Annotated in this window: 28 protein-coding genes; 15 read left to right on the top strand and 13 right to left on the bottom strand. The window is 63.5% G+C overall.

The window, feature by feature from the left end:
• Nucleotides 1–62: 62 nt before the first annotated feature.
• On the bottom strand, nt 63–1,286 hold the full coding sequence (locus ABNU97_RS01675; protein ID WP_348765012.1) for a substrate-binding domain-containing protein: 1,224 nt from the start codon (nt 1,284–1,286) through the stop codon (nt 63–65).
• Between the two features lie 284 nt (nt 1,287–1,570).
• Here ABNU97_RS01675 and ABNU97_RS01670 point away from each other — a divergent pair, with 284 nt between their 5' ends.
• From ABNU97_RS01670 to ABNU97_RS01645, 6 genes are all read left to right on the top strand, one after another.
• A complete protein-coding gene (locus tag ABNU97_RS01670; RefSeq protein ID WP_348765011.1) occupies nt 1,571–2,218 on the top strand; it encodes a TetR/AcrR family transcriptional regulator in 648 nt (215 codons plus the stop codon).
• Nucleotides 2,215–2,970 carry an enoyl-CoA hydratase/isomerase family protein gene (locus ABNU97_RS01665; RefSeq protein WP_348765010.1) on the top strand — a complete coding sequence of 252 codons (756 nt, stop codon included), beginning with the start codon at nt 2,215–2,217 and terminating at the stop codon, nt 2,968–2,970. The genes ABNU97_RS01670 and ABNU97_RS01665 overlap by 4 nt, the downstream gene beginning before the upstream one ends.
• Before the next feature lie 96 nt (nt 2,971–3,066).
• Nucleotides 3,067–4,584 carry an AMP-binding protein gene (locus ABNU97_RS01660; RefSeq protein WP_348765009.1) on the top strand — a complete coding sequence of 506 codons (1,518 nt, stop codon included), beginning with the start codon at nt 3,067–3,069 and terminating at the stop codon, nt 4,582–4,584.
• Nucleotides 4,571–5,008 carry a MaoC/PaaZ C-terminal domain-containing protein gene (locus ABNU97_RS01655; RefSeq protein ID WP_348765008.1) on the top strand — a complete coding sequence of 146 codons (438 nt, stop codon included), beginning with the start codon at nt 4,571–4,573 and terminating at the stop codon, nt 5,006–5,008. Before ABNU97_RS01660 ends, ABNU97_RS01655 begins: the two co-directional genes overlap by 14 nt.
• A complete protein-coding gene (locus tag ABNU97_RS01650) occupies nt 5,005–5,385 on the top strand; it encodes a hypothetical protein (RefSeq protein ID WP_348765007.1) in 381 nt (126 codons plus the stop codon). The genes ABNU97_RS01655 and ABNU97_RS01650 overlap by 4 nt, the downstream gene beginning before the upstream one ends.
• A gap of 4 nt (nt 5,386–5,389) precedes the next feature.
• Nucleotides 5,390–6,319 (top strand): alpha/beta hydrolase, encoded by a 930-nt coding sequence (locus ABNU97_RS01645; protein ID WP_348765006.1) that lies wholly within the window; start codon nt 5,390–5,392, stop codon nt 6,317–6,319.
• Nucleotides 6,320–6,419: 100 nt separating this feature from the next.
• Here the strand turns inward: ABNU97_RS01645 and codB are convergent, their stop codons facing one another.
• From codB to ABNU97_RS01615, 6 genes are all read right to left on the bottom strand, one after another.
• Complete coding sequence (gene codB / locus ABNU97_RS01640; protein ID WP_348765005.1) at nt 6,420–7,679, bottom strand: cytosine permease; 1,260 nt, start codon at nt 7,677–7,679, stop codon at nt 6,420–6,422.
• Between the two features lie 170 nt (nt 7,680–7,849).
• On the bottom strand, nt 7,850–8,539 hold the full coding sequence (locus ABNU97_RS01635) for an acetoacetate decarboxylase family protein (RefSeq protein ID WP_348765004.1): 690 nt from the start codon (nt 8,537–8,539) through the stop codon (nt 7,850–7,852).
• Nucleotides 8,540–8,673: 134 nt separating this feature from the next.
• Nucleotides 8,674–9,459 carry a molybdopterin-binding protein gene (locus tag ABNU97_RS01630; protein ID WP_348765003.1) on the bottom strand — a complete coding sequence of 262 codons (786 nt, stop codon included), beginning with the start codon at nt 9,457–9,459 and terminating at the stop codon, nt 8,674–8,676.
• A complete protein-coding gene (locus tag ABNU97_RS01625; RefSeq protein WP_348765002.1) occupies nt 9,452–10,291 on the bottom strand; it encodes a cytochrome b/b6 domain-containing protein in 840 nt (279 codons plus the stop codon). Before ABNU97_RS01625 ends, ABNU97_RS01630 begins: the two co-directional genes overlap by 8 nt.
• Nucleotides 10,292–10,354: 63 nt before the next feature.
• On the bottom strand, nt 10,355–10,810 hold the full coding sequence (locus ABNU97_RS01620) for a hypothetical protein (RefSeq protein ID WP_348765001.1): 456 nt from the start codon (nt 10,808–10,810) through the stop codon (nt 10,355–10,357).
• A 250-nt stretch (nt 10,811–11,060) separates the two neighbouring features.
• On the bottom strand, nt 11,061–11,537 hold the full coding sequence (locus ABNU97_RS01615) for a hypothetical protein (protein ID WP_348765000.1): 477 nt from the start codon (nt 11,535–11,537) through the stop codon (nt 11,061–11,063).
• A 335-nt stretch (nt 11,538–11,872) separates the two neighbouring features.
• Here ABNU97_RS01615 and modA point away from each other — a divergent pair, with 335 nt between their 5' ends.
• The 3 genes from modA to modC are packed head-to-tail and all read left to right on the top strand — an operon-like array spanning nt 11,873 to nt 14,427.
• Nucleotides 11,873–12,637, top strand: coding sequence for a molybdate ABC transporter substrate-binding protein (modA, locus tag ABNU97_RS01610; protein WP_348765025.1), 765 nt, complete (start codon nt 11,873–11,875; stop codon nt 12,635–12,637).
• Complete coding sequence (gene modB / locus ABNU97_RS01605) at nt 12,638–13,327, top strand: molybdate ABC transporter permease subunit (RefSeq protein WP_348764999.1); 690 nt, start codon at nt 12,638–12,640, stop codon at nt 13,325–13,327.
• Nucleotides 13,324–14,427, top strand: a complete 1,104-nt coding sequence (modC, locus tag ABNU97_RS01600; protein ID WP_348764998.1) for a molybdenum ABC transporter ATP-binding protein — start codon at nt 13,324–13,326, stop codon at nt 14,425–14,427. Before modB ends, modC begins: the two co-directional genes overlap by 4 nt.
• Nucleotides 14,428–14,486: 59 nt before the next feature.
• On the opposite strand, the gene moaCB is transcribed toward modC, so the two are convergent.
• The 4 genes from moaCB to ABNU97_RS01580 all read right to left on the bottom strand — a co-directional run bounded on the left by moaCB (nt 14,487) and on the right by ABNU97_RS01580 (nt 18,026).
• Complete coding sequence (moaCB, locus tag ABNU97_RS01595) at nt 14,487–15,407, bottom strand: bifunctional molybdenum cofactor biosynthesis protein MoaC/MoaB (RefSeq protein ID WP_348764997.1); 921 nt, start codon at nt 15,405–15,407, stop codon at nt 14,487–14,489.
• Nucleotides 15,404–16,144 carry a molybdenum cofactor biosynthesis protein MoaE gene (locus tag ABNU97_RS01590; protein ID WP_348764996.1) on the bottom strand — a complete coding sequence of 247 codons (741 nt, stop codon included), beginning with the start codon at nt 16,142–16,144 and terminating at the stop codon, nt 15,404–15,406. Before ABNU97_RS01590 ends, moaCB begins: the two co-directional genes overlap by 4 nt.
• A gap of 93 nt (nt 16,145–16,237) precedes the next feature.
• Entirely contained in the window at nt 16,238–17,440 is a 1,203-nt protein-coding gene (locus ABNU97_RS01585; RefSeq protein ID WP_348764995.1) for an MFS transporter, read from the bottom strand.
• Between the two features lie 292 nt (nt 17,441–17,732).
• The gene (locus tag ABNU97_RS01580; protein WP_348764994.1) at nt 17,733–18,026 is read right to left on the bottom strand and encodes a PepSY domain-containing protein; all 294 of its coding nucleotides are present in this window, start codon (nt 18,024–18,026) and stop codon (nt 17,733–17,735) included.
• A 109-nt stretch (nt 18,027–18,135) separates the two neighbouring features.
• On the opposite strand from ABNU97_RS01580, the gene ABNU97_RS01575 reads away from it, so the two are divergent.
• From ABNU97_RS01575 to ABNU97_RS01565, 3 genes are read left to right on the top strand one after another with little or no spacing between them, the layout of a single operon-like run.
• The gene (locus ABNU97_RS01575; RefSeq protein WP_348764993.1) at nt 18,136–18,495 is read left to right on the top strand and encodes a peptidase; all 360 of its coding nucleotides are present in this window, start codon (nt 18,136–18,138) and stop codon (nt 18,493–18,495) included.
• Between the two features lie 17 nt (nt 18,496–18,512).
• On the top strand, nt 18,513–19,181 hold the full coding sequence (locus tag ABNU97_RS01570) for a response regulator transcription factor (protein ID WP_348764992.1): 669 nt from the start codon (nt 18,513–18,515) through the stop codon (nt 19,179–19,181).
• Nucleotides 19,182–19,187: 6 nt separating this feature from the next.
• Complete coding sequence (locus tag ABNU97_RS01565) at nt 19,188–20,534, top strand: sensor histidine kinase (RefSeq protein ID WP_348764991.1); 1,347 nt, start codon at nt 19,188–19,190, stop codon at nt 20,532–20,534.
• Between the two features lie 39 nt (nt 20,535–20,573).
• Here ABNU97_RS01565 and rpiA read toward each other — a convergent pair whose 3' ends face one another.
• Together rpiA and ABNU97_RS01555 are read right to left on the bottom strand one after the other, a co-directional pair.
• A complete protein-coding gene (gene rpiA / locus ABNU97_RS01560) occupies nt 20,574–21,236 on the bottom strand; it encodes a ribose-5-phosphate isomerase RpiA (RefSeq protein ID WP_348764990.1) in 663 nt (220 codons plus the stop codon).
• 45 nt (nt 21,237–21,281) lie between these two features.
• Nucleotides 21,282–21,983 (bottom strand): YggS family pyridoxal phosphate-dependent enzyme, encoded by a 702-nt coding sequence (locus ABNU97_RS01555; protein WP_348764989.1) that lies wholly within the window; start codon nt 21,981–21,983, stop codon nt 21,282–21,284.
• Nucleotides 21,984–22,062: 79 nt separating this feature from the next.
• Here ABNU97_RS01555 and ABNU97_RS01550 point away from each other — a divergent pair, with 79 nt between their 5' ends.
• From ABNU97_RS01550 to ABNU97_RS01540, 3 genes are read left to right on the top strand one after another with little or no spacing between them, the layout of a single operon-like run.
• Complete coding sequence (locus ABNU97_RS01550; RefSeq protein ID WP_348764988.1) at nt 22,063–23,109, top strand: type IV pilus twitching motility protein PilT; 1,047 nt, start codon at nt 22,063–22,065, stop codon at nt 23,107–23,109.
• A gap of 11 nt (nt 23,110–23,120) precedes the next feature.
• Nucleotides 23,121–24,305, top strand: coding sequence for a PilT/PilU family type 4a pilus ATPase (locus tag ABNU97_RS01545; RefSeq protein WP_348764987.1), 1,185 nt, complete (start codon nt 23,121–23,123; stop codon nt 24,303–24,305).
• The gene (locus ABNU97_RS01540) at nt 24,295–25,401 is read left to right on the top strand and encodes a PilT/PilU family type 4a pilus ATPase (RefSeq protein WP_348764986.1); all 1,107 of its coding nucleotides are present in this window, start codon (nt 24,295–24,297) and stop codon (nt 25,399–25,401) included. Before ABNU97_RS01545 ends, ABNU97_RS01540 begins: the two co-directional genes overlap by 11 nt.
• The last annotated feature ends 359 nt before the right edge of the window (nt 25,402–25,760 follow it).

Genomic DNA, 25,760 nt, shown 5'->3' with positions numbered 1-25,760 from the left:
TATCGCCAGGCGAAGGCGTCATGCCGACGCCTTCGCCCCTGGGATGTTGCGGCTATGCCGTTTCAGCGACCGTTACGAACCGGGATATCCATCTCATCGGTGTCGATCACGCGTACCAGTGTCGGTACGCCAGCCGTGACTTCGCGATCGGCAAACCAGTCGTCCCGGTCTTCGACCTTGATACGAAAGTGATACATCTGCTGCATGGCCTGATGATCGGCTGCACGGATATTCATCGGGCCTTTGGGGGTATCGAAATCCAGGCCTTCCAACGCTTCGATCAGGTCTTCCGTGTCGGTCGAGCCATGGGTTTTGCGGACGGCTGCGGTAATCGCCATGGCCTGGGCAAAACCCTGGGCGGTGAAGAAATCCGGCGCGGCGTCGAAACGCTTCATGTGCTGTGCGACGAACCAGTCATTGATTTCGTTATCCGGCGATTCGAAATAGTAGAAACCGGCGCCTTCCATGCCGGGGAATTCGGCATAACTGACCAGCGCCGGCAGGATGTTGCCGCCGGTGGCGAGCTTGATACCGAAGCGGCTGGGCTTGAGATCCTGAATACGGCTGAGCGGGTTGGCGCTGCCTGCCCAGATGGCAAAGATGTATTTGCCCTTGTCGCAGTCGTCGCGATCCTTGAGTGCACCGAAAAGCCGTTGTGCGGCCGCGGTGAAATCGGTTGCGTCGGTGGGCAGATATTCTTCGTGCACCACCGCGCCGCCTTCGGCTTGCATGGCTTCCTTGTAGGCCGCCACGCCGTCGCGCCCGAATGCATAGTCCTGGGCAATCGTTGCCACACACACGCCGGGCGCGCCCAGTGCGACCGCATTGGAAACCGCGTCCTGCGACGAGTTGCGGCCCACGCGGAAGACATAGCGGTTCCAGTCCTTGCCGGTGATCGCGTCGGCTACGCCTTCCGGCATGATCACGCGTTCGTACATCTGTGCGATCGGCAGCGTGGCCAGCGCGACGCCGGAAGAAACCGGCCCCACGACGATATGGGCATCGTCTTCTGCATAGGCTTCTTCTACCAGCGCACGTGCCCGGGCCGGGTCGAGCTGCGTGTCCTTGTCGATGATCTCGATGGGCCGACCCTCGATTTCCATTGAGCCGTCGGTGGCATATTCAAAGCCCATCTTCATGCCCACGCGCAGCTGCTCGGCATAGGCCGATAACGGCCCCGTAAATCCGGTGACATGGGCAATACGAATGGAGTCGGCCGCCAGCGAGGCAGGCGCGGCGACGATCGTGGCGAGGGCGAATGCAATCGCTGTGATAGGACGCTTCATCGGATCTCCTGGATTATCGGCCCCGCTCGGGGCGCTGTGTTATATCGAAAAGCGCTGAGGCTGAATATGACACCTCATTCACCTTTGGGCAAGCATTTTCGGTCATCTTGTTACTGTATGGGCACTGCTTGCCACGAGCGTTTTAAGTATTTGAGTAAAATAGAATATTTAGATAATCGGCCGGATTCTCGGTATTGGTTGATTGTTTTATTGACGTGGTTGAAGTCGCTGAATTAGTTTATAAGTGACTAGTGATTCAGTATTCATGCAGTAAGGTTGGTGCCATGTCTGCCCCCAATGCCAATGCCAATGCCATAGTCGACCCGGGGCCGGGTGCGCCGAAGACGGCGCGTGGCGCGCGTACGCGTGCTCGCATACTCAAGGCGGCAGAATCGACGTTCGGCACGCTGGGTTATCACCGTGCCGGCATCAGCGATATCACCCGCGATGCCGGCGTTGCCCAGGGCACCTTCTATAACTACTTCGCGGGCAAGGAAGAGATTCTTCGCGAGCTGGTGCGGGATATGGGCCATCAGGTGCGTGCACGCCTGGCCGCCGAAGTCGTCAATGCGCGGGATCGTCTCGAGGCAGAAGAAAAAGGCCTGCGTGCCTTTCTCGAATATCTGCACGACAACCCGTACCTGTATCGCGTGCTGCAGGAAGCGCAGTTCGTCGATGAGTCGATTTACCGCGAATACTACGAAGCGTTCGGGCGCGGTTATCTGCGCATGCTCGCCGACGCAACCCGCAAGGGCGAGATTCGCTCGGGTAATAACGAAGTCCGGGTATGGGCGCTGATGGGGATGTCGAACTTTCTTGGCTTGCGCTATGCGCTCTGGGAGGGGGACGTTTCGTTCGACGAAATCGTGGCCACGATCTCCGATCTGTTTCGCCATGGGCTTGCGATCGACGGCCTGGATCGAAAGCCGTGAGTGCCGTGCGCCGCTTTATCGAAGACGGTATCGCGCGCGTGACGCTCGATCGTCCCGAACGCCATAACGCACTTGTGCCGGAATTGCTCTGCGACCTGCGTGCCGCGCTCGCCGAGATCCGTGCATCCGATGCGCGCGTGTTGATTCTGGACGCCAGCGGGCCGTCTTTTTCCACCGGCGGGGACGTGGCCGCTTTCTACGATACCGCGCGCTCGGATCGAAAAGCCTATGCCCAGCAGGTGGTCGGCGAACTCAACGCGACGCTGCTGGACTTGCTCGCGATGCCCATGCCGACCGTGGCCGCCGTGCACGGCATGGTCACGGGTGGCTCGGTGGGCCTGGTGCTGGCCTGCGATATCGCCGTGGTGGGCGATGGCGCGAGCTTTGCGCCCTGGTACACGGTGGTGGGTTTCAGCCCGGACGGTGGCTGGACAACGCTCATGCCTGAACGCATTGGCCGCGCCCGAGCGCTGGATATACAGCTGACCAATCGGCGCCTGGACGCCGATGAGGCCTACCGTCTGGGGCTGGCCCAGTATCGAGCTGGCGCGCACGACACCGGCACACTCGCGCTCGATGTAGCACGCGCCATTCGCGCCGCGCGTGCGGGCAGCGTCGCCCACACCCTGGCGCTGACCCGGCCCGATAGAACCACCGTGGCCGCCGGGCTGGAAGCCGAATACCGGCATTTCCTCGAACAAATCGTCAGCGACGAGGCGGACCGGGGCATGGCGGCCTTTCTAAAGCGATGACGGCTATGGCTGCGATTGCCGCTCCAGATCCTGTGCTGCGGTCGTCCCACTGGCCGCAAGCCGCGATAAACAAGAACAACGACGACGGAGGCAGAAATGCAGATGTTCGACCTGCTGGGTCATCGGGCGCGGGTAACGCCGGACCGACCTGCATTGGAGGATCTGGACAGCGGTGAATGCTATGACTACGCCGGCTTGAACGAGCGGGCGGCACGTCTGGCGGCCGCAGCCCGAGAGCACTGGGAGCTTGAAGAGGGCGATCGGATCGCCTGGCTGGGTCACAGCCGCGCAGAGTTCTTCGCCATGTTGTTCGGCTGTGCCAAGGCCGGTCTGATCCTCGTGCCATTGAACTGGCGCCTGGCGGTACCGGAACTCACCGTGTTGATGGCCGATTGCACGCCGCGTGCATTGATCTTCGGCGCCGAGTTCGCCGACGCCGCGGCTACGCTCGCGCAACGCCAGCCCGGTTTGACCTTGATCGCGCTGGACACGCCCGCACAGGGTCAGCGCGACTATGGGCACGACCTGGCCGATACCGACCCGGATCTGAGCGCGCATCCTGACAAGGATCCCGATACGCCGTGGTATCTGCTCTATACCTCGGGCACCACCGGCAAGCCCAAGGGCGTGATCCAGACCTTTCGCATGATGATGGCGAACTATTTCAATATCGGCCTGGCGGTAGAGCTCACCAGCAGCGACGTATTGCTCAACGTGCTGCCCCTGTTTCATACCGCCGGTATCAATCTCTACTCATCGGCGGTATTTCTGGCCGGCGGCTGCGTGCTGGTGCCGCGCGGTTTCGATGCGGATCAGGCGTTGCAGGTGCTCGAGCACAGAGCCACGGTTTTCTTCGGTGTGCCTGCGGTCTATCAGGCCCTGCTTGCCCAGCCCGGCTTCAGCGGTGAGCGGTTGCAGCGGGTTCGCTCCTGGGGCTGCGGCGGTGCGCCGCTGTCGCTGACGGTTGCACAGCAGTATGTCGATGCCGGCATTCATGTGCGTACCGGCATGGGCATGACCGAGACCGGCCCGACGGTTTTCCTGCTCGACGAAGACAGGGTGCTCGAAAAGATCGGCTCTGTCGGCCGCCCGCAGCTGCTCACCGAGGTGCGCATCGTCGATCTGGTGGGGGATGACGTCGACTGCGGCGAGGCCGGCGAGTTATGGATCCGCGGGCCGAATATCACGCCCGGTTACTGGGGTCAGCCCGATGCCACCGCCCAGGCCATAGACGAACAGGGCTGGCTGCACAGTGGCGACATCGCCCGCTGCGATGCCCAGGGCGATTACTACATCGTCGATCGCCTGAAGGATATGTATATCTCGGGTGGTGAAAACGTCTATCCCGCCGAAGTGGAGTACGTGCTCGGCCAGCATGCGGCGATTGCGGAAGTGGCCGTGGTCGCCGCCCCGGACGAGCGCTGGGGTGAAGTCGGTACCGCGTTCTACGGATTGCGGCCGGACGCACCGCCGCCGGATGTCGATACGCTGCGCGCGTTCTGCCGTGAGCGACTGGCCGGTTACAAGGTGCCCGCCACATTCGTCGAGGTCGATGCGCTGCCGCGAAACGCGCTCGGCAAGGTCACCAAGCAGGTGCTGCGTGAAAATTCATGACGCCGGGCGCGATCACGCGCTCGAAAACTTCCATGCCGGCCGGCCTATCGAGCGCGAGCTCATTCTCACGCAGGCGGATTTCGACCGGTTTGCCGCGTTGTGCGGCGACCACAACCCGATTCATGTCGACCCGGCCTATGCTGCACGCACCCGGTTCGGTGCGACGGTATCGCACGGGATGTTGCTCTTCGCCGCGGTACGCGAATTCGTGGCCTGTGTATTCGCGGACAGTGGGTTGCAGGCACAGACGCTCAAATTTCCGACGCCGGCCTACGCCGAAGAGCCGCTGCGTATCGAACTCGTCGGCCAGGGCGATGCGGGCGACGGTGTTCTGGCACTGGCGACACGGGTGGTGAAGCTGGACGGCCAGCTATGCCTGGACGGTATGTGTCGCGTTCTGACAGCGAATGGGAACGGCTCATGAGCGAACAGATTCCACGCTTCGATGCACTGGCCGTTGGCGACCGTGCGACCACGACCCGATCTTTCAGCGACGCCGACATGGCCCGCTGGTGCGACATGATGTCGGTCGCGACGGCGCCCGAACAGGTGCCCGAACCACTGATCGCGGCGCTGTTTTCGTATCTGCTGGGCGAGCAGCTGCCGGGGCACGGCACGAACTATCTCAAACAGGAGATGCAATTCGAGCACGCCGCGAGTGTTGGCGAAACACTCACCGTCGAGGTCTGCGTAAGCCGCCTGCGCCGCGACAAGGCCCTGGTCGATCTTGATACCACCTGTACGGGTAGCGAGGGCCGTACGATTTGTTCCGGTCGCGCGCTGGTTCTGTTTGCGTGTTGATCCCATGCTAGATGCACGCCTTGGCGCCTGGCTTGAGCAAGTCAATCAGCGGACGGCGGAATCGGACGACCCGGAAATCGCGGCCGACCCAGCGGCAGTGCGCAGCAACCTGGCCGCCATGACGGCGCAGTTCGTAAGCGCCGGTCCGGCCGTGTCGTGGGTGGCCGACCGTGTCGTCGAAGCCGAGGGCAAGTCGGTTAACGTTCGCGTGTACGATCCAGCGCCGCAGCGCGCGAAGCCGGTCGTGTTGTTTTTCCATGGCGGCGGCCATATGGCCGGAAGCGTTGCCGTTTACGACCCGATCTGTCGACGTCTTGCCGAAGCCAGTGGCGGGCTGATTGTCTCGGTCGATTATCGGCTCGCGCCCGAACATCCCTATCCGCAAGGGCTCGAGGATTGCCTGCACGTGGTCCGGCATGTCCGGGCGCTGCTGGAATCGGAGCAGCGGCTGTTTGAACCACGTCTCGTATTGGTGGGCGATTCGGGCGGCGCAGCGCTGGCCGCGACAATCAGCGCCCGCGCCCAGACTGATGCCTCGCTGATGGTCGATGCGCAGGTATTGATCTATCCCAGCCTCGATTACACGCTGAACCACCGGTCCGTGTACGACAACGGTCGCGGTTATCTACTGGAACAGGCGCGTATCGGCTGGTATTTCGATTGCTATTTTCAGGGTCAGGAAGACCGTCGTGCCCTGTCGCCGTTGTACATGCCGGTCACGCCAACGCTGGCGCCGACGCTGTTGATCAGCGCCGGCTACTGTCCGCTGCGCGACGAGGCATTCGCGTATATGGAGCGTCTGGCTGCGAGCGGCGTGACCTGCCGGCATCGACACTTCGCCGACATGATTCATGCCTATCTGAACCTCGAAGCATTGGTACCCGAGGCCTGCGCCCAGACCTATCGAGAAATAGGCGATTTCCTGGCGCGCTAAGGCCCAGGCCAACGGGTCATCGGCCTGGACGTTGGCATACGGTGTTCGTTCGTGTCCGGGCGGACGCGACGAGCACCGCGACGGCCAAGGCAGCCACGGCCTATTTCGCTGTCACGGCGCGTCGCGACCCGACCTGGGCGAAGCCGTAGCTGGCCGCGACATAGGCTACCAACGCGCTGATGACCGCATTGACGGGGGGAATACCCGGCAACAGGTTGGCGGCGGCAAAGCCGACCGCCCAGGCGCCGACGGCTATCCAGTTCACCTGTCTGAGCGCGGCCTGATCGAGCGTTGGATAGTGGCGGCGTGCCACGATGAAGAAATCGGCGATCAGGATCGCGCCGATCGGCGGCAGCGCCGAGCTGAGAAACGACAGCCAGCCGACGAAGTTGTTATAGAGCCACATGGACGCGAGCGTACCGACGGCGCCGTTGAAGATCACGATCCAGTGCTTGGGCAGGCGGGTGATATTGGCAAAGCCGAGCGAGGCGGCATACAGCGCGTTGTCGTTGGTCGTCCAGATATTGAGGCCGAGCACGAGAATGGCGGGCAGAATCAGCCCCTGGGCGAACATGACCTGGGAGATATCGGCTTCGCTATAGACCAGTGCACCCACAGCGCCAAACGTGAACATCAGCGAATTACCGAGAAAGAATGCGATGAGCGTCGTGCTCACACCGACTTGCGGGCTACGGGCAAAGCGCACGAAGTCCGGGGTCAGCGTGGCGCCGCTGATAAACGAGCCGATACAGGCGGTCAGCGCCACGGTCAGCGTAATCGGGTCGTCCGGCGTGATCGCAGCCAGCGCGTTGATGCCGCCGGCTTCACCGACCGCCATCACCACCGACATGTTACCGAGCACGAAGATCGCGGGTACCGCGATGAAGCTCAGGATTGTGAGCGCCTTGAAGCCAACCCAGGCAGTAGCGGTCATGAGTACGCCGCCGATGGCGATCAACAGATAGATATTGATCCCGGTGGCCGCTTCGATAGGTAGCGCAAACATCACAACACCGACCCCGAACCAGCCGACCTGGGTGCCGCCGAGCAGAAACGAGGGCAGCCATGAGCCGCGTACACCAAAGGCATAACGGCTGAGCAGATGCGTCGACAGCCCGGTGCGGCTGGCGATGAAAGCCAGCAGCACGGCGTACAGCCCGAGAACCAGATTGCCGGCGAGCACGACCCAGGCGAACTCGAACAGCGTCAGGCCTGTGCCGAGCGTGCCGCCGGCCCACATGCTCGCCGAAAAGAACGTGAAGCCGAGCATCACGGCAAGCATGGTCCAGAAGCCGCGGCGTGCACCAGCCGGCACGGCAGAGAATTCGAAGTCCTGAAAATCGTGTTCGGTATGAGACATCGGTAGCGTAGTCAGTGGGCGAGATAGACGTCGCGCCGCGAGCGTGCACGACAAGCAGGCCTGCACCACAATGGCGCAAAGCGAGCGGTATTATCGCCGAGTTAAACGGCGAGCCGAACCCGAGCAAGCGCCGTGCCATGTCCGGACACGCCGGGCGCCCTGGTAAGACGCTATTCGGGCCGTTGCGTGGAGGCGATAGGCCGGGTCGTTGCAGGCGGGAAACGCAGATCGAAGCGGTCTGCATACACGCCGACGCGGGCTTTCTGGCCGCCGATGTCGGGAAAGCCGCAGCCCGCGGGGGTATTGATCGTGTGGAGGCGCGCAAGCCGCGCGCGCGTTTTCGCGCCGATAACGGTGCGATAGTAATGTCCGTTCCAGGGCTGTTCCAGCGCGCGCCAGGCCTCGGGCAGAATGCGGGTACTCAGTGGCAGGCGGGGCCCGCGCTGACTGAACGACAACGTGACCGGCGCATGGTCTGGCAGTTGGACTCGAACACGCTCGCCGTCGCTGCCATGCTCGATCGTTTCGAAAGAAGCCAGCTGTTTGGGCAGACCCCAGTTACGTCGACCGTTGTCGACGCTGGCCTGGGTAGATACCCAGATATGCGTAACCACGGCGGCCCGTCGCTGACCGACATCGAAGCGACCTGGGGCGAGCAACAGTTCACGGTAGGGGCCGACATTGGAATGGGCATAGTCGACCAGCATCAACGCGCCGATGCCGCCGCGCGCTTGGCCCGCGAGCCCCGGGATGGCCTCGGCACAACGGTTTCCGCATGCCTGCGAACAGAACAGCAAAAGCACATACCCGCTGCCGGTAAGTCGCCAGGGCGGCGGGGCGTGCGGGGTATGGTCACTCATAGGCGGGCCGCCATTGCGTGGCGGTCGATCTGCGGCACGGTGGATCCTGTGTTTCGCGAACAGTCACCCGAGCATGTCGCGCCGGAGAACAGGCTGCAAGCACGGCGATGACGCACCGGGATCGTGCCGTGAGATCAGATGCCGGCCCACCATTCATAGCCGCGGTCTTCCCAGTAGCCGCCGTTGCCGCCCTGAATGGACGCGAAACTGTCGACCAGTTCGATACGCATCACGTATTTCGCCATCTTGTAGCCCAGCTGGCGCTCGGCGCGTAGACGCAGCGGCGCGCCGTTGGCAATGGGTAGCGGCGCGCCATTCAGGGCGTAGGCAAGCAGGGTTTGTGGATGATAAGCCTCGACCATATCCAGACTTTCGTAATACTTGACCGGCCCGCCGTAGACGTTGTCGGCACAGTGAAACACCACGAATTGCGCCGTGTCGGTCGGGCGCACGCGATCGAGCAGGTCGCCGAGCGGTGTGCCCGTCCATTGACCGATGCAGCTCCACCCTTCGACACAGTCGTGGCGGGTAATCTGCGTGCGCGCGGGCAGCGCGCGTAGTGCTTCGAGCGAGAAATCGCCAGGCCGGCGTACCAGGCCATCGACGCGCAGCCGCCAATCCTCGAATTGGTTGGATGCCAGGCGTTGATAGGCGTCGCTGCCTGGGTTCGTAGTGCCGTTGGGGCGAAAGGTATCGGCGATGTCCGCTGTGCTGAACTCGCGCGCCAGTGATTCACGCGACGCGACGAGCCGTTGCGCAGCGCGGGTGAGCCGGTCTGTCGCGCCGAGCGCGTTCTGTACGGTCTCGCTGCGGGACAGGCTATCGCAGCCGGTGAGCACGACGCTCGCGCCGAGCGCCCCGAGGCCGGTAATAAGTCGCCGGCGGCGGCGGTCCGGAAGAATCAACGTCGAATCAGACATGGCCATCGGTCTCGCTGTCGGCGGTGCGCGTATCGACCCGATAACCGCCGGTAATCATCGACCGCAGATTGTTGAACACACCGGAAACCAGTACGAGCACGACATGCAGCAACACAAAGCCGACCAGTGAAAACGCCACGATGAAATGCAGCGTACGCGCGCTCTGGCGACCGCCGAAGATATCCAGCAGCCACGGCCAGGCCGCGTTCATGGTCGGCGACATCGTGAGCCCGGTCAGCACCATCAGCGGCAGCATGCCGAACAGTACGACCAGATACGTGAGCTTCTGCAGGCCGTTGTAGTCGCGGCCGTGGTCGAACTTGAAACGTGCGTGGTCGGCAATGGTTTTCGGCAGTGCACGCCACTGCGTGCGAGTGGGCCATATCTTCTGGCGGCGCTCGCGGCGGGCGAGGGTGTAGAACAGGTAGAGCAGCAGCAACGGCGTAAATAACCAGGCCGCGGCAAAGTGCCAGTAGCGGCCCATGGCCAGCCATTGCGGGCCGGGCAAGGTGGCCCATGCCGGAAAGGCGCGCTGTTCGAGTTTGCCGTCGCGGCGCGAAAGCCCCAGCAGGCCGGTGCTCTCAAAGACATGATCGCCAATACGCACAACGCCTTGCGGGGCGCCGTCAGCGCCGCGGCGCGCGGTGATCTGCAACGCCGGCTCGGCGAAATTCGAATCCTGGCCCCAGTACAGCGCGGGATGCGCGTTGAAAATCTGCAGGCCGCTCATCAGGAGCACGAGCAGACATAGCACCGTTATCCAGTGCCAGGCGCGAGTGAACAGGCTATGGCGCCGCAGCACCTGCGTTGACGCGTCGGCGCGTGTGTTCATATCGAGCACCGCAGCGCGAGACGCGCCTGCCAGGGGGCATCGGCAGGCACGGCGCGAGTACGCTTACATATCGTTGTCATCGTGCTGATTGTGCATGCTGTCGCCGCCCATATCAGTATCGCGATTCATGCTGTCGTGCGACGGGTTGTGGGCCGGGTCGAGCTGATTCTGATAGGTGGAGTCGCCCTGCGGGCCGTCCGCGCCGGGATCGGCGGCCATGTTGTCATCGCTCATGGATTGGTCGTGGCCCATTTCGCTGTCGTGCGACGGGTTGTCGGTCGGGTTGAGCTGATTCTGATAAGTGGAGTCGCCCTGGGGCCCGTCCGCGCCGGGGTCGGCGGCCATGTTGTCATCGCTCATGGGTTGGTCGTGGCTCAATTCGCTGTCGTGCGACATGGCGGCGTTGTCGTGGGCCATGGTGTCGTCGTCCATGGCGAGCACGCTAGCGCCCCAGCCGAGTGAACAGGCGAAAACAAGGGCTCCGGTCAGGCGGATATAGCGGTTTTGCAATGGGGTCACTTTCATCTCCTCGGTAACGAAAACGCCGCTCCGGGCTAAGGGGTCGTGCGGCGCTGTAGTGGTTGTTATGTGTAGCGCTCTGAATAGGGCGCATGTCTGAGCGCTATCTTCTATTGAACGTAATCGCCGGCTCATCGGTTGCATGACTGCGGCGCGATTGGCGTGCGTGTTTCGATCGTGTCCATAAAAAAGGCAGCCATGGAGGCTGCCTTTCGCAAGCATGATCGCTGTGGATCATTACGCGCTTCGATTACATGTTCGAATCGCTTTGCTGATTGAGCTCGCCGGAGCTGGTCGGGTCGCTTTCGCCTTGGGCGTTGTCGCCGTCGACACTGTTGCCGTCGCCCATGGTGTTACCACCGGACATGGTGTCCTGGCTGCCCATTGCGCCGTCATCCGACATCGAGCCCTGACCCTGCATGCCGTTGTCGTTGGACATCGTGCCCTCGTTGGACTGGTCGGCGTTGTAATCTTCGCCGCTCTGCTGGTCCTCGTCACTGCCGTAGCTGTCGTCGCGAGCGCTGTTCTCGCCGCTCATGCTGGTGCTGCTGGATGCGCCGCTTTCCACGGCCATGCCATCGTCGCTGCTCATGCCGGCTTCAGTGGACATGCCACTGTCGGTGCTGCTACCGGTTTCGGCAGCGAAGGCCGCGGGCGTCAGGGTGACGGCACCGGCGAACACAAGCGCGGTCAATACGGACGGGGTAAAATTCTTGATGGAACGCATACTGCAACTCCTCGGGGGTGTTCTTTACCAGACTGAAAATAAATGTCTGGAAAGCCAGCGTATAGGCGGTTTTTCGAACGACGGCTGAACGTCGTCGACGCCGCTAGGACGGATACTAGGTGCGTCGCTGCCGACACGATATCCGAAATTACACGCAGCCACGCCCGATCAGGCCTGTAAGTGACTACTGGCCGCAAGCATTTGTAATGCAATGAAATGAGATGTTCGATGCTTGGTAATAAAGATCGCCGAGATAGGCGTTGTCAACCCGTTCAGCCCAGACGAGAGAAACAGTGAACTCGACTTTCAGCCTTCATCTGAGCGTGCGCGCTTTAATGCTTTCGCTCGCTCTCGTCGTGTTGCCGGCAACGGCGTTTGCCCAGAACGATCGCGTTCTGGTTTTTGCGGCGGCGAGTCTGAAGAATGCGATGGACGGCGTCGTCGATGCCTACGAGCGGAGCCACAGTACCGAGGTCCGGGTGAGCTATGCTGGCAGCTCCACGCTCGCGCGCCAGATCGAACAGGGCGCACCGGCCGATATTTATGTCTCGGCCAATCAACGCTGGATGGATCGTCTCGAAGACACAGGCGCGATACAGCCGGCGTCACGCTTCGATGTGCTGCGCAATACGCTCGTATTGGTGGCGCCACGCGATAGCGACACCGCGCTGGAGCTTACGCGCAATACGGATCTTCGCGCAGCGCTCGGCAAGGCAGGCTATCTCGCCATGGCCAATACCGACGCGGTGCCTGCCGGGATTTATGGCCGCCAGGCACTGCAGAAGCTGGGTCTGTGGCCGTCGCTCCAGGGCCATATCGCCCAGGCGGATGACGTACGCGCGGCGCTTGCGCTGGTCGCCCGTGGCGAAGCGCCGCTGGGTGTGGTCTACGCCAGCGACGCGGTCGCCGAGGCAAACGTACGTGTGGTGGCTGAGTTCGCGAACGATAGTCACGATCCGATCGTCTACCCGGCAGCGCTTGTTCGCGATGTCGACAATCCGGCGGCCGAAGATCTGCTTTCGTTCATGCGTACGGACGAGGCCGCGGCGATTTTCCAACGTTGGGGTTTCGACGTCGTGGCAAGCGATGTCAGCGATTAAATGTTCGATGCCGCCACACTCGAGGTTCTAACGCTGAGTTTATGGGTTGCCACGACCGCGGTCGTGGTGAGCCTACCGCTGGCACTGGCCGTGGCCTGGTTTCTGGCGCGCTCGCAGTGGCGCGGCAAGATGGTTGTCGACGCGCTCGTACATCTGCCGTTGGTCATGCCGCCGGTAGTCACTGGCTATCTGCTGCTTGTGGGCCTTGGCCGCAACAGTCTCGTCGGGGGCTGGTTCGCGGATACCTTCGGGCTCGTTTTTGCGTTCAAGTGGACCGGTGCGGCTCTGGCGGGCGCCATCATGGGTTTCCCCTTGCTGGTACGGCCCATTCGCTTGTCGCTGGAAGCCATCGATAACCGCGTCGAAGCGGCCGCGGCCACGCTCGGCGCTTCGCCCATCTGGGTAGCGCTGACCGTCACCTTGCCGCTGGCGTTGCCGGGCGTGATCGCGGGGCTGGTACTCGCGTTTGCCCGCGCCCTGGGCGAGTTCGGCGCGACCATTACCTTTGCATCGAATATTCCCGGCGAGACACGTACGTTGCCGATCGCGATCTATACCTTTATTCAGGTGCCCGGTGGCGAAAGCCGGGCCGCGCAACTCATTATTGTTTCCATCGCCGTGTCGTTGACGGCGCTTGTCGCATCCGAATTGATCGCGCGCCGGGTCAAGCGGCTGCAGGCGGCGCCGTGACGCTTTCGGTCGATATAACGCATCGCCAGGGCGATTTCACCCTCGAATGCGCCTTCGAAAGCGACGCCCGAGTGACCGGTCTGTTCGGGCCCTCGGGCGCGGGCAAAAGCAGTCTGTTGCGTATCATCGCCGGGCTGGTGCGGCCCGACCTGGGCCGAGTGGAACTGGCCGGGCGCTGCGTATTCGATAGCCGGGCCGGGGTGCACGTGCCGGCGCACAGGCGTCGTATTGGCTACGTGTTCCAGCGCGCACGCCTGTTCGCGCATCTGAACGTGCGCCACAACCTGGGCTACGGGGCCTGGTTCGCACGCGAAAAACCGGGTCGTGCGCGTTTCCGCCAGGTGGTCGACATGCTCGATATCGGGCCGCTGCTCAATCGCCGCGTTACCGGCTTGTCCGGGGGCGAACAGCAGCGGGTGGCCATCGGCCGGGCATTATTATCGAACCCCGCCATGCTGCTGCTGGACGAACCCCTGGCTTCGCTGGACGTTGCACGTCGCCAGGAAGTGCTGCCGTATATCGAACGTCTGAGCGCGGAGTCCGAGCTGCCGATCGTGTTCGTGAGCCATCAGCTGGACGAATTGCTGCGCCTGGCCAATCGGCGGGTTGTGGCCGTTCGCGACGGCCGGGTGACGTTCAGCGGTCCGACCGCCGAGTTTCTGGCACAGCCGTCGCTGCTGGGCGCCGAGCAGGCCGGGGATGCCGGGGTGTTGTTGCGCGCTGAAATCATCGCGCATTGGCCCGGCGACGGGCTGACCGAGCTCGTCTGCGGTCGGCAATCTTTGTTCGTGCCGCATGTGGCGCATCCGGCCGGGTCTGCGATTACCCTGCACGTACGGGCACGCGACGTCATGCTGGCGCGCCAGCGCCCGCAGGATATCAGCGCCTTGAACGTGCTCGAAGCCCGTATCGAACAGCTCGTCGCCGACGGCGACTATGCAGTGAATGTCCATATGCGGGTGGGCGAGCAACCGCTGGAAGCCCGTATCACCCGGCGATCGGCCGAGGCGCTGGTCCTTGCCCCGGGCCAGACCATCCATGCCGTGGTCAAGAGTCTGGCCCTGGCCGAACAGGCGTGGGAGCGGCTGGGCGGACTCTAATGCGCAGCAACCGCAGGCGCCGGGGTGGCGGGTTCCTGGCCGCGCCGTGTCAGTCGATCTCAGCCGGCGTGAGCGGCGAAGCGCTGATGGATTTCCAGCACATGGACGATACTGGGTAGCAGCGCGGCCAGCGTTTCCTGTGCGCCTGAGCGGCTGCCCGGGAAGGTCAGCACGAGCGAATTGCCGGCAAAGCCGGATACGCCGCGCGAGAGCACCGCATAGGGGGTACGCCGCTGGCCGAAGGCACGGGCCGCTTCCATCAGCCCCGGCATGGGCGTTGTCAACAACGGTTCGACCGCTTCCACCACCCGGTCCTTCGGGCCGATGCCGGTGCCACCGACTGTGACGATCAGCTGGGCGTCGGCTGCGATCGCGGCGTCGAGCGCTTTGCGGACCTGTGTTTCATCGTCGTGCAGCAGCTGATAGTCGACCGGCGCGAAGCCGGCTTTCTCCAGGCCTTCGAGCACATGGCGACCGGCGGTATCCGGCTTGTGGCCGTCGGCCACCGGGTCCGAGACCATCAGTACGGTCGCCGACAACGGTTTTTTGAGCGTTCGCGTGAAGTGGCTCTTGCCACCGGTCTTGTCGAGCAGCCGCGTTTCGCCAATGGCCAGCTCTTCGGCCTCGGCATAGGGCTTGAGCATGTCGTAAAGCGTAAGCGCGGCCATGCTGGCGGCAGTGAGGGCTTCCATTTCCACGCCGGTGGGGCCGATTGTATGGACTTCGGCCTCGATCACCACGCGCTCGGCCTCGATATGGAAATGCACCTCGGCGGCATGGATGGGCAGCGGGTGACACAGCGGCAGCAGCTCATCCGTGCGCTTGGCGGCGAGAATGCCGGCAATACGGGCACTGGCCTGGGGGTCGCCTTTTTCGGTGTCGCGATCGGCGATACGCTGCAGGCAATGGCCGGGCGCATGGAAACTCGTTGTAGCGGTCGCCGAGCGCAGGGTCTCGGGCTTCATGCCGACATCTTTCATGACTGTGGTCCTGATTCACGGGCGGTATCCGCATCGCGCGGGCGTTCCGGCTGGGGCACTTCCTTGCCCTCGAGATAGGCGCTGCTGCCGTCGGCATAGAATTCGTTCTTCCATACCGCCACGCGTGCCTTGAGTTCTTCCAGCGCATAGCGTGCGGCTTCGAAGGCGGCGTCGCGGTGCACGGCGCGTACCACCACGTAGACGCTCACCTCGCCCAGGCCCAGGCGGCCGGTACGGTGCTGTATCCGGCAGGCATGGGCCTCGAATTTGTCCATGGCCTCGGCCTCGATATCGGCCAGCGTGCGGGCAGCGAGCGGGCCATAGGCCGAATAATCCATGGACTCCACCTCGCGGCCGGCGTTGTTCAGGCGCACGGTGCCGCCGAAGACCACCAGCGCCCCGCAACGATCGTCTGCGGTTTCCACCATCAGCGCGTCGAGGTCCAGGGGGGCGTCGGTCAGATGGCGGAGTGAATCCGCCTGCCCGCCGGACACCGGCGGGATCAGCGCGACCCTGTCGCCATCGGCCAACGGGGTATCGGTAGCCAGCAGAGTATCGCCGCGTGCGCAGGCGGTGCGTGAGAGCAGATCACGCGCGCTTGGATACTGCTGCTGTGCGCAGTCGATAAGCTGGGCGGGCGTGAACGGCGTGCCGAGGCGGAGGGCCACCGTGTCGGCGCCCATCAGCGCGGCAAGCTCGCCGAAACATTCGGCATGGACGGTAATCGAATCGCTCATGATCGGGTCACGGCAGAAATGCAATACGCAAGGCTAGAGGGTGGTTGCGACCGGGGCAATCGCCGACGGCTCGGCGGCGCGATCGCAGCGCGGTCAGTCGTCGTTAGCGCGGGCCGTCGTGCGGCCTGCGCCCGTGCACCAGAACGCCAGTGCGCTGGCCTCCAGTACGGCCGCCACCGCGAGCGCGCCCGGCCAGCCGCCGAGTTCGTAGGCGATGCCCGAGACGAGCGAACCGAGCGCGCCGAACAGAAAGAAACAGCCCATATAGGCGGTCGTGATCCGGCTGCGGGCATCCGGACGCAGGGTATAGATCGTGCTCTGGTTGAGAATCTGCACGCCCTGAACGCCCAGATCCATCAGCAGCAGTCCGACGATGATCGCGGTCAGGCTATGCGGGTTGAAGCCCATGAACACGAACGAGCCGCAGGCGAGCAACAGGAAAGCGCCGGTCGCCCAGCGTTCGTAGCCACTGTCGTGAAAACGCCCGGCCAGCGATGCACCCAGCGCGCCAGCCGCGCCGAACAGGCTGAACAGGCCGATGGTGGTTTCACTGTAGTTGTAGGGCGCGCCAGCGAGCAGGAAGGGCAGTACCGTCCAGGTGATGGTGAAGCCGGCAAAGCCAAAGGCGCCGTAGACGATACGCCGTCGCAGCACCGGTTCCTCGACCAGCAGCGCGCCCACCGAGCGCAGCACCTGGCCGTAGCGCAGCGTATTCACCGGCGGCGCGTTGTTCGGCAGTACCCGCCAGAGCAGGATTGTCTGGGCCAGCATGGCGATCGCGGCACAGCCGAATACGGCCCGCCAGCCGGCTATATCGGCGACGATGCCGGAAAACGCACGAGCCAGCAGAATGCCGATCAGCAACCCGCTCATCACCCGTCCGACCACCGCACCGCGCTGGGCCGGCGCGGCCAGGGTGGCGGCCATGGGCACCATGATCTGGGCCGAGGTGGCCGACAGGCCGATCACGAAGCTGGCCAGCACGAAATAGCCGAAGGCCGGGGCCAGCGCGGCCGCGGCCAGGGCCAGCGCGGTCACCAGACAGACGACACCGATCAGCCGACGACGATTGAAGAAATCGCCCACGGGCACGATGAACACCAGGCCGGCGGCATAGCCGAGCTGGGTAACGGTGATGATGGTGGTGGCGCCCGCCGACGAGATATCGAAGCTGCGGGTGAGCAGATCGAGCAGGGGCTGAGCGTAATAAATGTTGGCGACCGACAGGCCGCAGGCCACGGCCATCAGCCAGGCCAGCGGGGCCGACGGTGTGAGCTCGGTATGTTCGTTCGTCACAGCGGCAGTGGGTTCGAGAAAAGGCAGCGGATTCTAACGCTGTATTGTGCACAGGTGTGTTTTTGCGCTGACTGAACCCGTATTTCCGCGCGCGGACTGTTCGATAGCTGCACCGAGGGTGCAGGGGTTCCGCGTGGTGCGCGTCGACGCCTGATTTACCCGGCCGTGCCATGTTCGGGGCCGTAGCCGTTGTCCTTGCTCTGTGAATGGAGACAAAAAAACCCGCCTGAGCACAGGCGGGTTGGGCTGCCGACGCACGGCAGGTCGGCGCGAACGCCGACCGGACGATCAATCAGTCGTCGTCGCGTTCGCTGCGCAGGATTTCGCCGGTTTTGCCGTCGATGGTGAGCTCGACGCGCTGGCCGGCCGGGTCGGTGGCCTCGACATCGTAGCGATCCATATCGCGGTCGATTTCATCGATCTGGGTATAGTCCTGGCTCTCCAGCATCTGCACGACATCGACGAGCGATTTCATGTTCGAATCGGCGCTCGCGCCGGCATCGTTCTGGGCGAATGCAATGGCCGGACCCGCGGTCAGTGCGGCGGCCAGGGCGAGGGTGGCGATACGGCTGTTGAAGTGGGACATGCGTCCTCCTTGGGTTGAGTTCGGCGCCGAGTGTGGTCGCCAGCCTCCGAATACGTTGTGAATAGCGTGTTCATCGTCAATTCATCGTCGCGGCACGGACAATAGCTGCATGTCGCGCTCCTTAATTTCCTGTTTGCCGTGGTTGTGCCTGGGTTGCCTGTTGATCGGGGGCAGCGCGGCGCTGCACGCCGACGACGTCGATGCCGAAGGTGCCCGGCGTGCGCGTGATGCCGGCAAGATCGCGCCACTGCGCAGCCTGTTCGACAAGGTTGAGCGGGAGTGTCGCGGCCGCTTCGTTGAAATGGAGCTGGAGGAGGACGACGGCCGCTGGACCTACGAGATCAAGCTCATCGGCCCGGGCGGGGATGTCGCCGAACTTGAATACGATGCGGCCGACCTGCGCCTGCTCGAAGCCGAAGGCAAGGGACTCGACGCACTCGAATGCGTGCCGCCCGGCACGCCGGACTGATTCCAAGAATTGTGCCTATGAGACTGCTGGTTGTAGAAGACGAGCCCACCCTGTGCGAACAGCTCGAAGAGGCGCTCGGCGAGGCGGGTTATGCCGTGGATATCGCCGTCGATGGCGAAGACGGAGCCTATCGCGGTGCCACCGAGCCATACGATGCGATCGTGCTCGATCTGGGCCTGCCGCGCCTCGACGGCTTGAGCGTGCTGCGCGGCTGGCGCGTCGAGGGCGTGAATGTGCCGGTACTCATCCTCACCGCCCGCGGCGAATGGCACGAAAAGGTCGACGGCATGGACGCCGGCGCCGACGACTATCTGGCCAAGCCGTTTCGAATGGAGGAACTGCTGGCCCGACTGCGGGCGTTGATTCGTCGTGCCAGCGGCATGGCCTCGCCGGTGCTCGAGGTGGGCGAAGTCAGCCTCGACACGCGCAGCGCGCGGGTCGCGGTCGCAGGGCGGCCGGTCAAACTCACCGGTCACGAATACCGTGTGCTGGCTTATCTGATGCACCATGCCGACGAAGTGGTCTCGCGCAGCGAACTCATCGAGCATATCTATGCACAGGATTTCGATCGCGACTCGAATACGATCGAAGTGTTTATCCGGCGGCTGCGCCAGAAGCTCGATAACGACGCGATCGTGACCGTGCGCGGCTTCGGTTATCGCTTCGATGCGAGCGCGGGTAGCTGAGCATCCATGGCACGCATGTCGCTACAGCGGCGCCTGTTTCTGGGGGCGGCTATCTGGATCCTACTCGCGCTCGCGACCACCGCACTGTTGCTGTCGGTGCTGTTTCGCAACCATCTGGAAAACGATCTGGTCCGGCGCCTGGACGCCGATTTCCTTCAGCTGGTGTCCCAGTTCGATGTGGATGGCCAGGGCCGACTGCTGCATTCGGTGGCCATGAGCGACCCGCTCTATCAGCGTGTCCTCTCCGGGCGCTATTGGCAGATCGAGCGCGATGGCGTGGTGAGCCTGCATTCGCGCTCGCTCTGGGATGCCACTCTGGACCCGGGCAAAGACACGACCGGCGCGCGGGTGCGCCTGGCCGGCCCGCGCGACGCGCCACTGCTGGCCGTGGTGCGCAATATCACCGTGCCGAACGTGGCCGAGCCCTTGCGTCTGACCGTGGCCGCCAGTCTCGCGCCGGTGGACGCGGCGGTGGCCGAGTTTCGGCGCACCACGCTCATCGCACTCGGCGTGCTGGCCGCGGGCCTGATTCTGGCAGCGGCCCTGCAGGTGCGCCTGGGGCTGCGCCCGCTCGGCAAGCTGCGCGGCGAGCTGGCGACGATCCGCGATTCGCGTGCGACCCGACTGTCGGGCGATTACCCGCTCGAGGTCGAGCCGCTGGTGGCCGATCTCAACAGCGTGCTGGCCCATAACGAAACCCTGATCGAGCGCGCGCGCCGCCAGGCCGGCAATCTCGCCCATGCATTGAAAACGCCGCTGTCGGTCATCGGTAACGAGGCGGCCCGCCTGGGCGCCGACGGTCAGAGCCGGCGCGCCGAGCGTCTGCAGCACGAAGTCGCGGCCATGCAGCGCCATATCGACTGGCATCTGGCGCGCACCCGTATCGCCGGGCAGGGCGGTAGCCGGCAGGCTACATCGGTGGCCGAGGCGCTGGCCCGGCTGCAACGCACGCTGCAACGCCTCTACGGCGCCAACGGTCTGGTCATCGATATCGATTCGCCCGACATGATCCGTTTCGCCGGCGAGCAGCGCGATCTGGAGCAGATGCTGGGCAACCTGATGGAAAACGCCTGCAAGTGGGCCCGCGGCGTGGTCGAGGTGCGCGTTGCAGCCCGCGCCGCGTCGCTGGTCGTTCAGGTTGACGACGACGGGCCGGGCCTGACCCCCGAGCAGCGCAGCCAGGCGATACGGCCCGGCCAGCGTTTCGATGAGGCCGTGCCCGGCTCCGGGCTTGGCCTGGCCATCGTCAGCGATCTGGCCGACGCCTATACCGGTACCCTGCGGCTTGAAGACGCCGAGCTCGGCGGGCTGTCGGCACGGCTGACGCTACCGCGGGCGCCGGACGGATCTTAGGGCCTGTTTACTCATTAACAGGCCGCAGGGCGACAAGCGCTAGCGCCGGTGCGTCTGCACGCCGCCGTCGGCGGCCACGACCAGCACATCGGCCGGGCGGCGCGCGAACAGGCCGACCGTCACCACGCCGGGAATGGCGTTGATGGCGTCCTCCAGTTCGATCGGGTTCATGATCTCGAGGTTATGCACATCGAGGATCGGGTGTCCGTTGTCGGACAGGAAGCCCATGCGCAGCTCCGGCTCGCCGCCGAGTTTGACCAGGGCCCGCGCCACGCTCGAGCGCCCCATTTCGATCACCTCCACCGGCAACGGAAAGCGCCCCAGAAGATCGACCTGCTTGGAGGCGTCGACCATGCAGATGAAAGTGCGCGCCGCGCCGGCGATGATCTTTTCGCGGGTAAGCGCGCCGCCGCCGCCCTTGATCAGCTCCAGATGCTCGTTGGCTTCATCCGCGCCGTCGATATACACGCCCAGCGCGCCTGCGGTGTTGAGGTCCACCACATCGAAGCCGGCTGCGCGCAGTCGTTCGGTGGTGGCTTTCGAGCTGGACACACAGCCGGGGATATCCGGCTCGCGCTCGGCGAGCACGTCGATGAAGTGGTTGACCGTCGAACCCGTGCCCACGCCGAGATATTCGCCGTCGTTGACGTATTCGTAGGCGGCTTCCGCCGCGGCGCGTTTGAGATCGTCCTGTTTGCCCATTAAAGCTTTCCTGCTGCGATGTCGAAAAAGAATAAGCGCTGAAAATCAGTGGTCGCGCGCGCCGAATATATCGGTGCCGACACGTACATGCGTCGCACCCTCGGCGATCGCGGCTTCGAGATCGGTGCTCATGCCCATCGACAGCGTGTCGAGGGCGTGGCCGCGGTCATTGAGTCGTTGCATGAGATCGCGCAGCGCGGCAAAGGGTTTGCGCTGGCCGGCTTCATCGTCGCGGGGCGCGGGAATGGTCATCAACCCGCGTAGCCGCACGTGCTCGAGTTCGACGATCTGGTCGGCCAGTTCGACGACGGCGTCGGGGGCCAGGCCGGACTTGCTGGCCTCGGCATCGATATTGACCTGGATACACAGATTCAGCGGCGCCAGGCCTTCCGGGCGCTGATCGGAGAGCCGGCGCGCGATCTTGAAACGGTCGATGGCATGGGCCCAGGCAAAATTTGATGCGATATCACGGGTCTTGTTCGACTGAATGTCGCCGATAAAGTGCCAGAGAGGTTCGCGCTCGGTCAGTGCGCCGATCTTGGCGAGCGCATCCTGGAGATAGTTTTCGCCGAAATCGCGCTGGCCGTGGTCGAGCGCATCGCGTACGCGGTCGACCGGTTTGGTCTTGGATACGGCGACCAGGGTGATATCGGCCGGGTCGCGGTTCGCGGCCTGGGCCGCCCGGGCAATGCGATCGCGCACGCGATCGAGGGCGTCGGCGATGGATGGGGTTGAATCGGTCGGCATGGAAACAGTTTTCGTTCGGCTGCGTTGGGTTAGGATTAGGATAACGCGGCCGGCCTAGCAGGGAGCACGTCGGGGACCTATGGATATTTCCCAGTTACTGGCCTTTTCGGTCAAACAGAATGCCTCGGATCTGCATTTGTCGGGCGGTTTGCCGCCGATGATCCGGGTGGACGGCGATATGCGGCGCATCAATCTGCCGCCGCTGGAACACAAGGAAGTGTTCGATCTCGTCTACGACATCATGAACGATCGCCAGCGCAAGGCCTACGACGAGCACCTGGAAACAGACTTTTCGTTCGAGATCCCGAATCTCGCGCGTTTTCGTGTCAACGTGTTCAACCAGAACCGCGGCGCGGCAGCGGTGTTTCGTACCATTCCCTCCCAGGTGCTCACGCTCGAAGAGCTGGATGCGCCCAAGGTCTTTCGCGATATCGCAGCGCTGCCGCGCGGGCTGGTGCTGGTGACCGGGCCGACCGGTTCAGGTAAGTCGACCACGCTCGCTGCCATGGTCAACCACAAGAACGAAACCGAACTCGGGCATATCCTCACCATCGAGGACCCGATCGAATTCGTGCACAGCTCTCAGAAATGCCTGGTCAACCAGCGTGAAGTCGAGCGCGACACCCATTCCTTCGCGGCGGCACTGCGCAGCGCCCTGCGCGAGGATCCGGACACCATCCTGGTGGGCGAGCTGCGCGATCTGGAAACCATCCGGCTGGCACTGACCGCGGCCGAAACCGGCCACCTGGTGTTCGGCACCCTGCATACCTCGTCGGCGGCCAAGACCATCGACCGTATCATCGACGTGTTTCCCGGCGCGGAGAAAGACATGGTGCGGGCGATGCTGTCGGAATCGCTGCGCGCGGTCATCTCCCAGACCCTGCTCAAGAAGAAGGCCGGCGGCCGTGTCGCGGCCCACGAAATCATGATGGGCACGCCGGCGATTCGTAACCTGATTCGCGAAGGCAAGATCGCGCAGATGTATTCGTCGATCCAGACCGGCCAGTCGGCGGGCATGCAGACCCTCGACCAGTGCCTGCAGGATTTGGTGCGCCGTGGCGTGGTGACCCGCGACGAGGCCGGCCGCAAGGCGGTCAATCGCGAGTCGCTGAGCAGCAATAGCTAGGGGCGTCGATCATGGATCGTGCACAGGCAACAAAACTTCTCACCGTCCTGCTCGAGCGGCTCGTAGCCGAGGGCGGATCGGATCTGTTCATCACCGCCGGCTTTCCGCCGGCGATCAAGCACGACGGCCAGATATCTCCGCTCATGGAGCGGCCGCTTACCCACGAGCAGTCGTCGCTGATCGTGCGCTCGATCATGAACGATCGCCAGGCCCGCGAATTCGACGAGTACAAGGAATGTCAGTTCGCGATTTCGCCACCGTCCGGGCGTTTTCGTATTTCGGCGTTCGTGCAGCAGGGCCGGGTCGGCGCGGTCATCCGCGTGATCAATACCGAAATCCCGGACTTCGATGCGCTGGGCCTGCCGCCGGTGCTCAAGGACGTGGTCATGGGCGAGCGCGGCCTGGTGATCATGGCCGGCGCGACCGGCTCGGGTAAATCGACCTCGCTGGCGGCGATGCTCGGCCATCGCAACAGCAACGCGGCCGGCCATATCATCACCATCGAGGATCCGATCGAGTTCGTGCATCCGCACAAGAAATCGATCGTGACCCAGCGCGAAGTCGGCGTGGATACCCAGTCCTGGGACAACGCGCTCAAGAACACGTTGCGCCAGGCGCCAAACGTGATTCTCGTAGGCGAAGTGCGTACCCGCGAAACCATGGAATACGCGATCAACTTCGCCGAAACCGGCCATCTGGTGCTGTGCACGCTGCACGCGAACTCGGCGAACCAGGCGCTCGATCGCATCATCAACTTCTTCGACGAAGCCCGGCGCGAGCAGCTGCTCATGGACTTGTCGCTGAATATGCGCGCGCTTCTGTCGCAGCGACTGGTGCGCAAGGAAGGCGGCGGGCGCTGCGCGGCGATGGAGATTCTGCTCAACACGCCGCATGTGGCCGACATGATCTTCAAGGGCAAGGTCGGCGAACTCAAGGAAGTCATGGCGCGCGGCAACGAGCAGGGCATGATTACTTTCGACCAGAGCCTGTTCAAGCTGTTCGAAGCCGGCGAAATCGACTATGGCGAAGCGCTTCGACATGCCGACTCGCAAAACGAGCTGCGCCTGAACATCAAGCTCAACAGCAAGCGTGTACGCAAGGATCTGCGCGACGACGCCGACGTAAACGCGCTGTCGGTGCATGACGATGAAGAACACGAAGCCGCCGACGAGGGGATGTACCGCGATGAGCGATAGCGCGCACGACACCGATCACGCCCTTGAGGCGGTAGAGCCGTATCTGCAGCTGGCGATCGACAAGAACGCCTCGGATCTGTATTTCACCACCCATGCGCCGGTCATGCTGCGCGTGGAAGGCGAAATCTATCCGGTCAAGAGCAAGACCCGTGAGCCGTTGACCCCGGATCGCGTGGAGGCCCTGGTGCTCAGCATCATGACCGACGATCAGAAGGCCCACTACGAACAGCATCACGAAGTGGACTTCGCCTACCGCTTCGGGCTGCAGGGCCGCTTTCGTGTCAACGTATTCCGCCAGCGCGGATCGGCGGCGATGGTGCTGCGCAATATCGGCAACGTGCCGGATTTCGACACCTTCGACCTGCCGCCCGTTCTCAAGCGCCTGTCCATGCAAAAGCGCGGTCTGATCATGGTGGTAGGCGCGACCGGCTCGGGTAAGTCGACCACGCTGGCGGCGATGATCAACCATCGCAGCGAGAACGCGAACGGGCATATCCTCACTATCGAGGACCCGATCGAATTCATGTATCGGCACAAGCGCTCGATCGTCAATCAGCGCGAGCTGGGTACCGATACGCTGGATTTCGCGCGTGCCGTGCGCAGCGCCATGCGTGAAGCTCCCGACGTCGTCCAGATTGGCGAAACCCGCGACCTGGCCACTGCCGAGGCGGCCATCCAGCTGGCGGGTACCGGGCATCTGGCGCTGACCACCCTGCACGGCAATAACGCCTATCAGGCGTTACAACGCCTGATCGCCCTGTTTCCGGAATTTGCGCGTGAAGCGTTGTTCATGGATCTGTCGCTGAACCTGCGCGCGATCATCTCGCAGCGTCTGGTACGCGGCGTGGGCGGCAAGCGGGTGGCCGCCTTCGAAATTCTGCTGAATACGCCCTATATCGCCGATCTCATCCGCCAGGGCCGTATCGACTCGGTGCGCGAAGCCATGTCGGAAGGCGACGGCGGCGAAGGCATGGCCACGTTCGACGATTCCTTGCTGGCGCTGGTGCGCGAGGGCCAGATCAGTCAGGAACAGGCGCTGGCCTATGCGGATTCGCGCGAGAATCTGCAAAGTCGCATGGCGTTCGAGCATCTGTAGGCAAGCTCTGCACAACCTGTCACGGTCGCGCGGGGTGCTTTGCGCGCGCTTGGCAGACAAGTGAGAGCGTAGCGTGCCCAAGCGAATAACAAGTGCACGGTAGCGAACGCTGGCGCCGATCAAACGCGCGCAAAGCCCGGGCCACGAAGGGGTTCGGCCTTACAGACGCCGCGACTGTGTTGCCGCGCTTGACCTGCCAATGAGGCAGGCGCTGCGCTCGCACGCCTTGTCGCAACGCATTTGAGCACTCGAACGCGAACCGCGAGAGGTTATGCAGAGCCTCTCTAGCAATGCTTGCCGCGACGGCGCCTTGCCAGAGTGGCCCTATTGCGGCGAGGATTGGCGCTCCTTGTTAAACG

Origin of the sequence: uncultured Salinisphaera sp. (genome assembly GCF_964012375.1) — a bacterium.
In the GTDB taxonomy this organism is placed as follows: Bacteria; Pseudomonadota; Gammaproteobacteria; order Nevskiales; family Salinisphaeraceae; genus Salinisphaera.
The sequence above is the reverse complement of the archived record's forward strand: the minus strand, read 5'-3'. Positions and strand labels throughout refer to the sequence as shown.

Excerpts from the sequence above, each read along its gene's own strand:
- ABNU97_RS01615 (WP_348765000.1), bottom strand. The coding sequence starts at position 11,537 with ATGCGTTCCATCAAGAATTTTACCCCGTCCGTATTGACCGCGCTTGTG.
- ABNU97_RS01570 (WP_348764992.1), top strand. The coding sequence starts at position 18,513 with ATGAGACTGCTGGTTGTAGAAGACGAGCCCACCCTGTGCGAACAGCTC.
- ABNU97_RS01590 (WP_348764996.1), bottom strand. The coding sequence starts at position 16,144 with ATGAGCGATTCGATTACCGTCCATGCCGAATGTTTCGGCGAGCTTGCC.
- ABNU97_RS01575 (WP_348764993.1), top strand. The coding sequence starts at position 18,136 with ATGTCGCGCTCCTTAATTTCCTGTTTGCCGTGGTTGTGCCTGGGTTGC.
- modB (WP_348764999.1), top strand. The coding sequence starts at position 12,638 with ATGTTCGATGCCGCCACACTCGAGGTTCTAACGCTGAGTTTATGGGTT.
- ABNU97_RS01550 (WP_348764988.1), top strand. The coding sequence starts at position 22,063 with ATGGATATTTCCCAGTTACTGGCCTTTTCGGTCAAACAGAATGCCTCG.
- ABNU97_RS01540 (WP_348764986.1), top strand. The coding sequence starts at position 24,295 with ATGAGCGATAGCGCGCACGACACCGATCACGCCCTTGAGGCGGTAGAG.
- ABNU97_RS01565 (WP_348764991.1), top strand. The coding sequence starts at position 19,188 with ATGGCACGCATGTCGCTACAGCGGCGCCTGTTTCTGGGGGCGGCTATC.
- ABNU97_RS01645 (WP_348765006.1), top strand. The coding sequence starts at position 5,390 with ATGCTAGATGCACGCCTTGGCGCCTGGCTTGAGCAAGTCAATCAGCGG.
- ABNU97_RS01650 (WP_348765007.1), top strand. The coding sequence starts at position 5,005 with ATGAGCGAACAGATTCCACGCTTCGATGCACTGGCCGTTGGCGACCGT.
- ABNU97_RS01555 (WP_348764989.1), bottom strand. The coding sequence starts at position 21,983 with ATGCCGACCGATTCAACCCCATCCATCGCCGACGCCCTCGATCGCGTG.
- codB (WP_348765005.1), bottom strand. The coding sequence starts at position 7,679 with ATGTCTCATACCGAACACGATTTTCAGGACTTCGAATTCTCTGCCGTG.
- moaCB (WP_348764997.1), bottom strand. The coding sequence starts at position 15,407 with ATGAAAGATGTCGGCATGAAGCCCGAGACCCTGCGCTCGGCGACCGCT.
- ABNU97_RS01545 (WP_348764987.1), top strand. The coding sequence starts at position 23,121 with ATGGATCGTGCACAGGCAACAAAACTTCTCACCGTCCTGCTCGAGCGG.
- ABNU97_RS01660 (WP_348765009.1), top strand. The coding sequence starts at position 3,067 with ATGCAGATGTTCGACCTGCTGGGTCATCGGGCGCGGGTAACGCCGGAC.
- ABNU97_RS01630 (WP_348765003.1), bottom strand. The coding sequence starts at position 9,459 with ATGTCTGATTCGACGTTGATTCTTCCGGACCGCCGCCGCCGGCGACTT.
- modA (WP_348765025.1), top strand. The coding sequence starts at position 11,873 with ATGCTTTCGCTCGCTCTCGTCGTGTTGCCGGCAACGGCGTTTGCCCAG.
- rpiA (WP_348764990.1), bottom strand. The coding sequence starts at position 21,236 with ATGGGCAAACAGGACGATCTCAAACGCGCCGCGGCGGAAGCCGCCTAC.
- ABNU97_RS01670 (WP_348765011.1), top strand. The coding sequence starts at position 1,571 with ATGTCTGCCCCCAATGCCAATGCCAATGCCATAGTCGACCCGGGGCCG.
- ABNU97_RS01580 (WP_348764994.1), bottom strand. The coding sequence starts at position 18,026 with ATGTCCCACTTCAACAGCCGTATCGCCACCCTCGCCCTGGCCGCCGCA.
- ABNU97_RS01675 (WP_348765012.1), bottom strand. The coding sequence starts at position 1,286 with ATGAAGCGTCCTATCACAGCGATTGCATTCGCCCTCGCCACGATCGTC.
- ABNU97_RS01625 (WP_348765002.1), bottom strand. The coding sequence starts at position 10,291 with ATGAACACACGCGCCGACGCGTCAACGCAGGTGCTGCGGCGCCATAGC.
- ABNU97_RS01635 (WP_348765004.1), bottom strand. The coding sequence starts at position 8,539 with ATGAGTGACCATACCCCGCACGCCCCGCCGCCCTGGCGACTTACCGGC.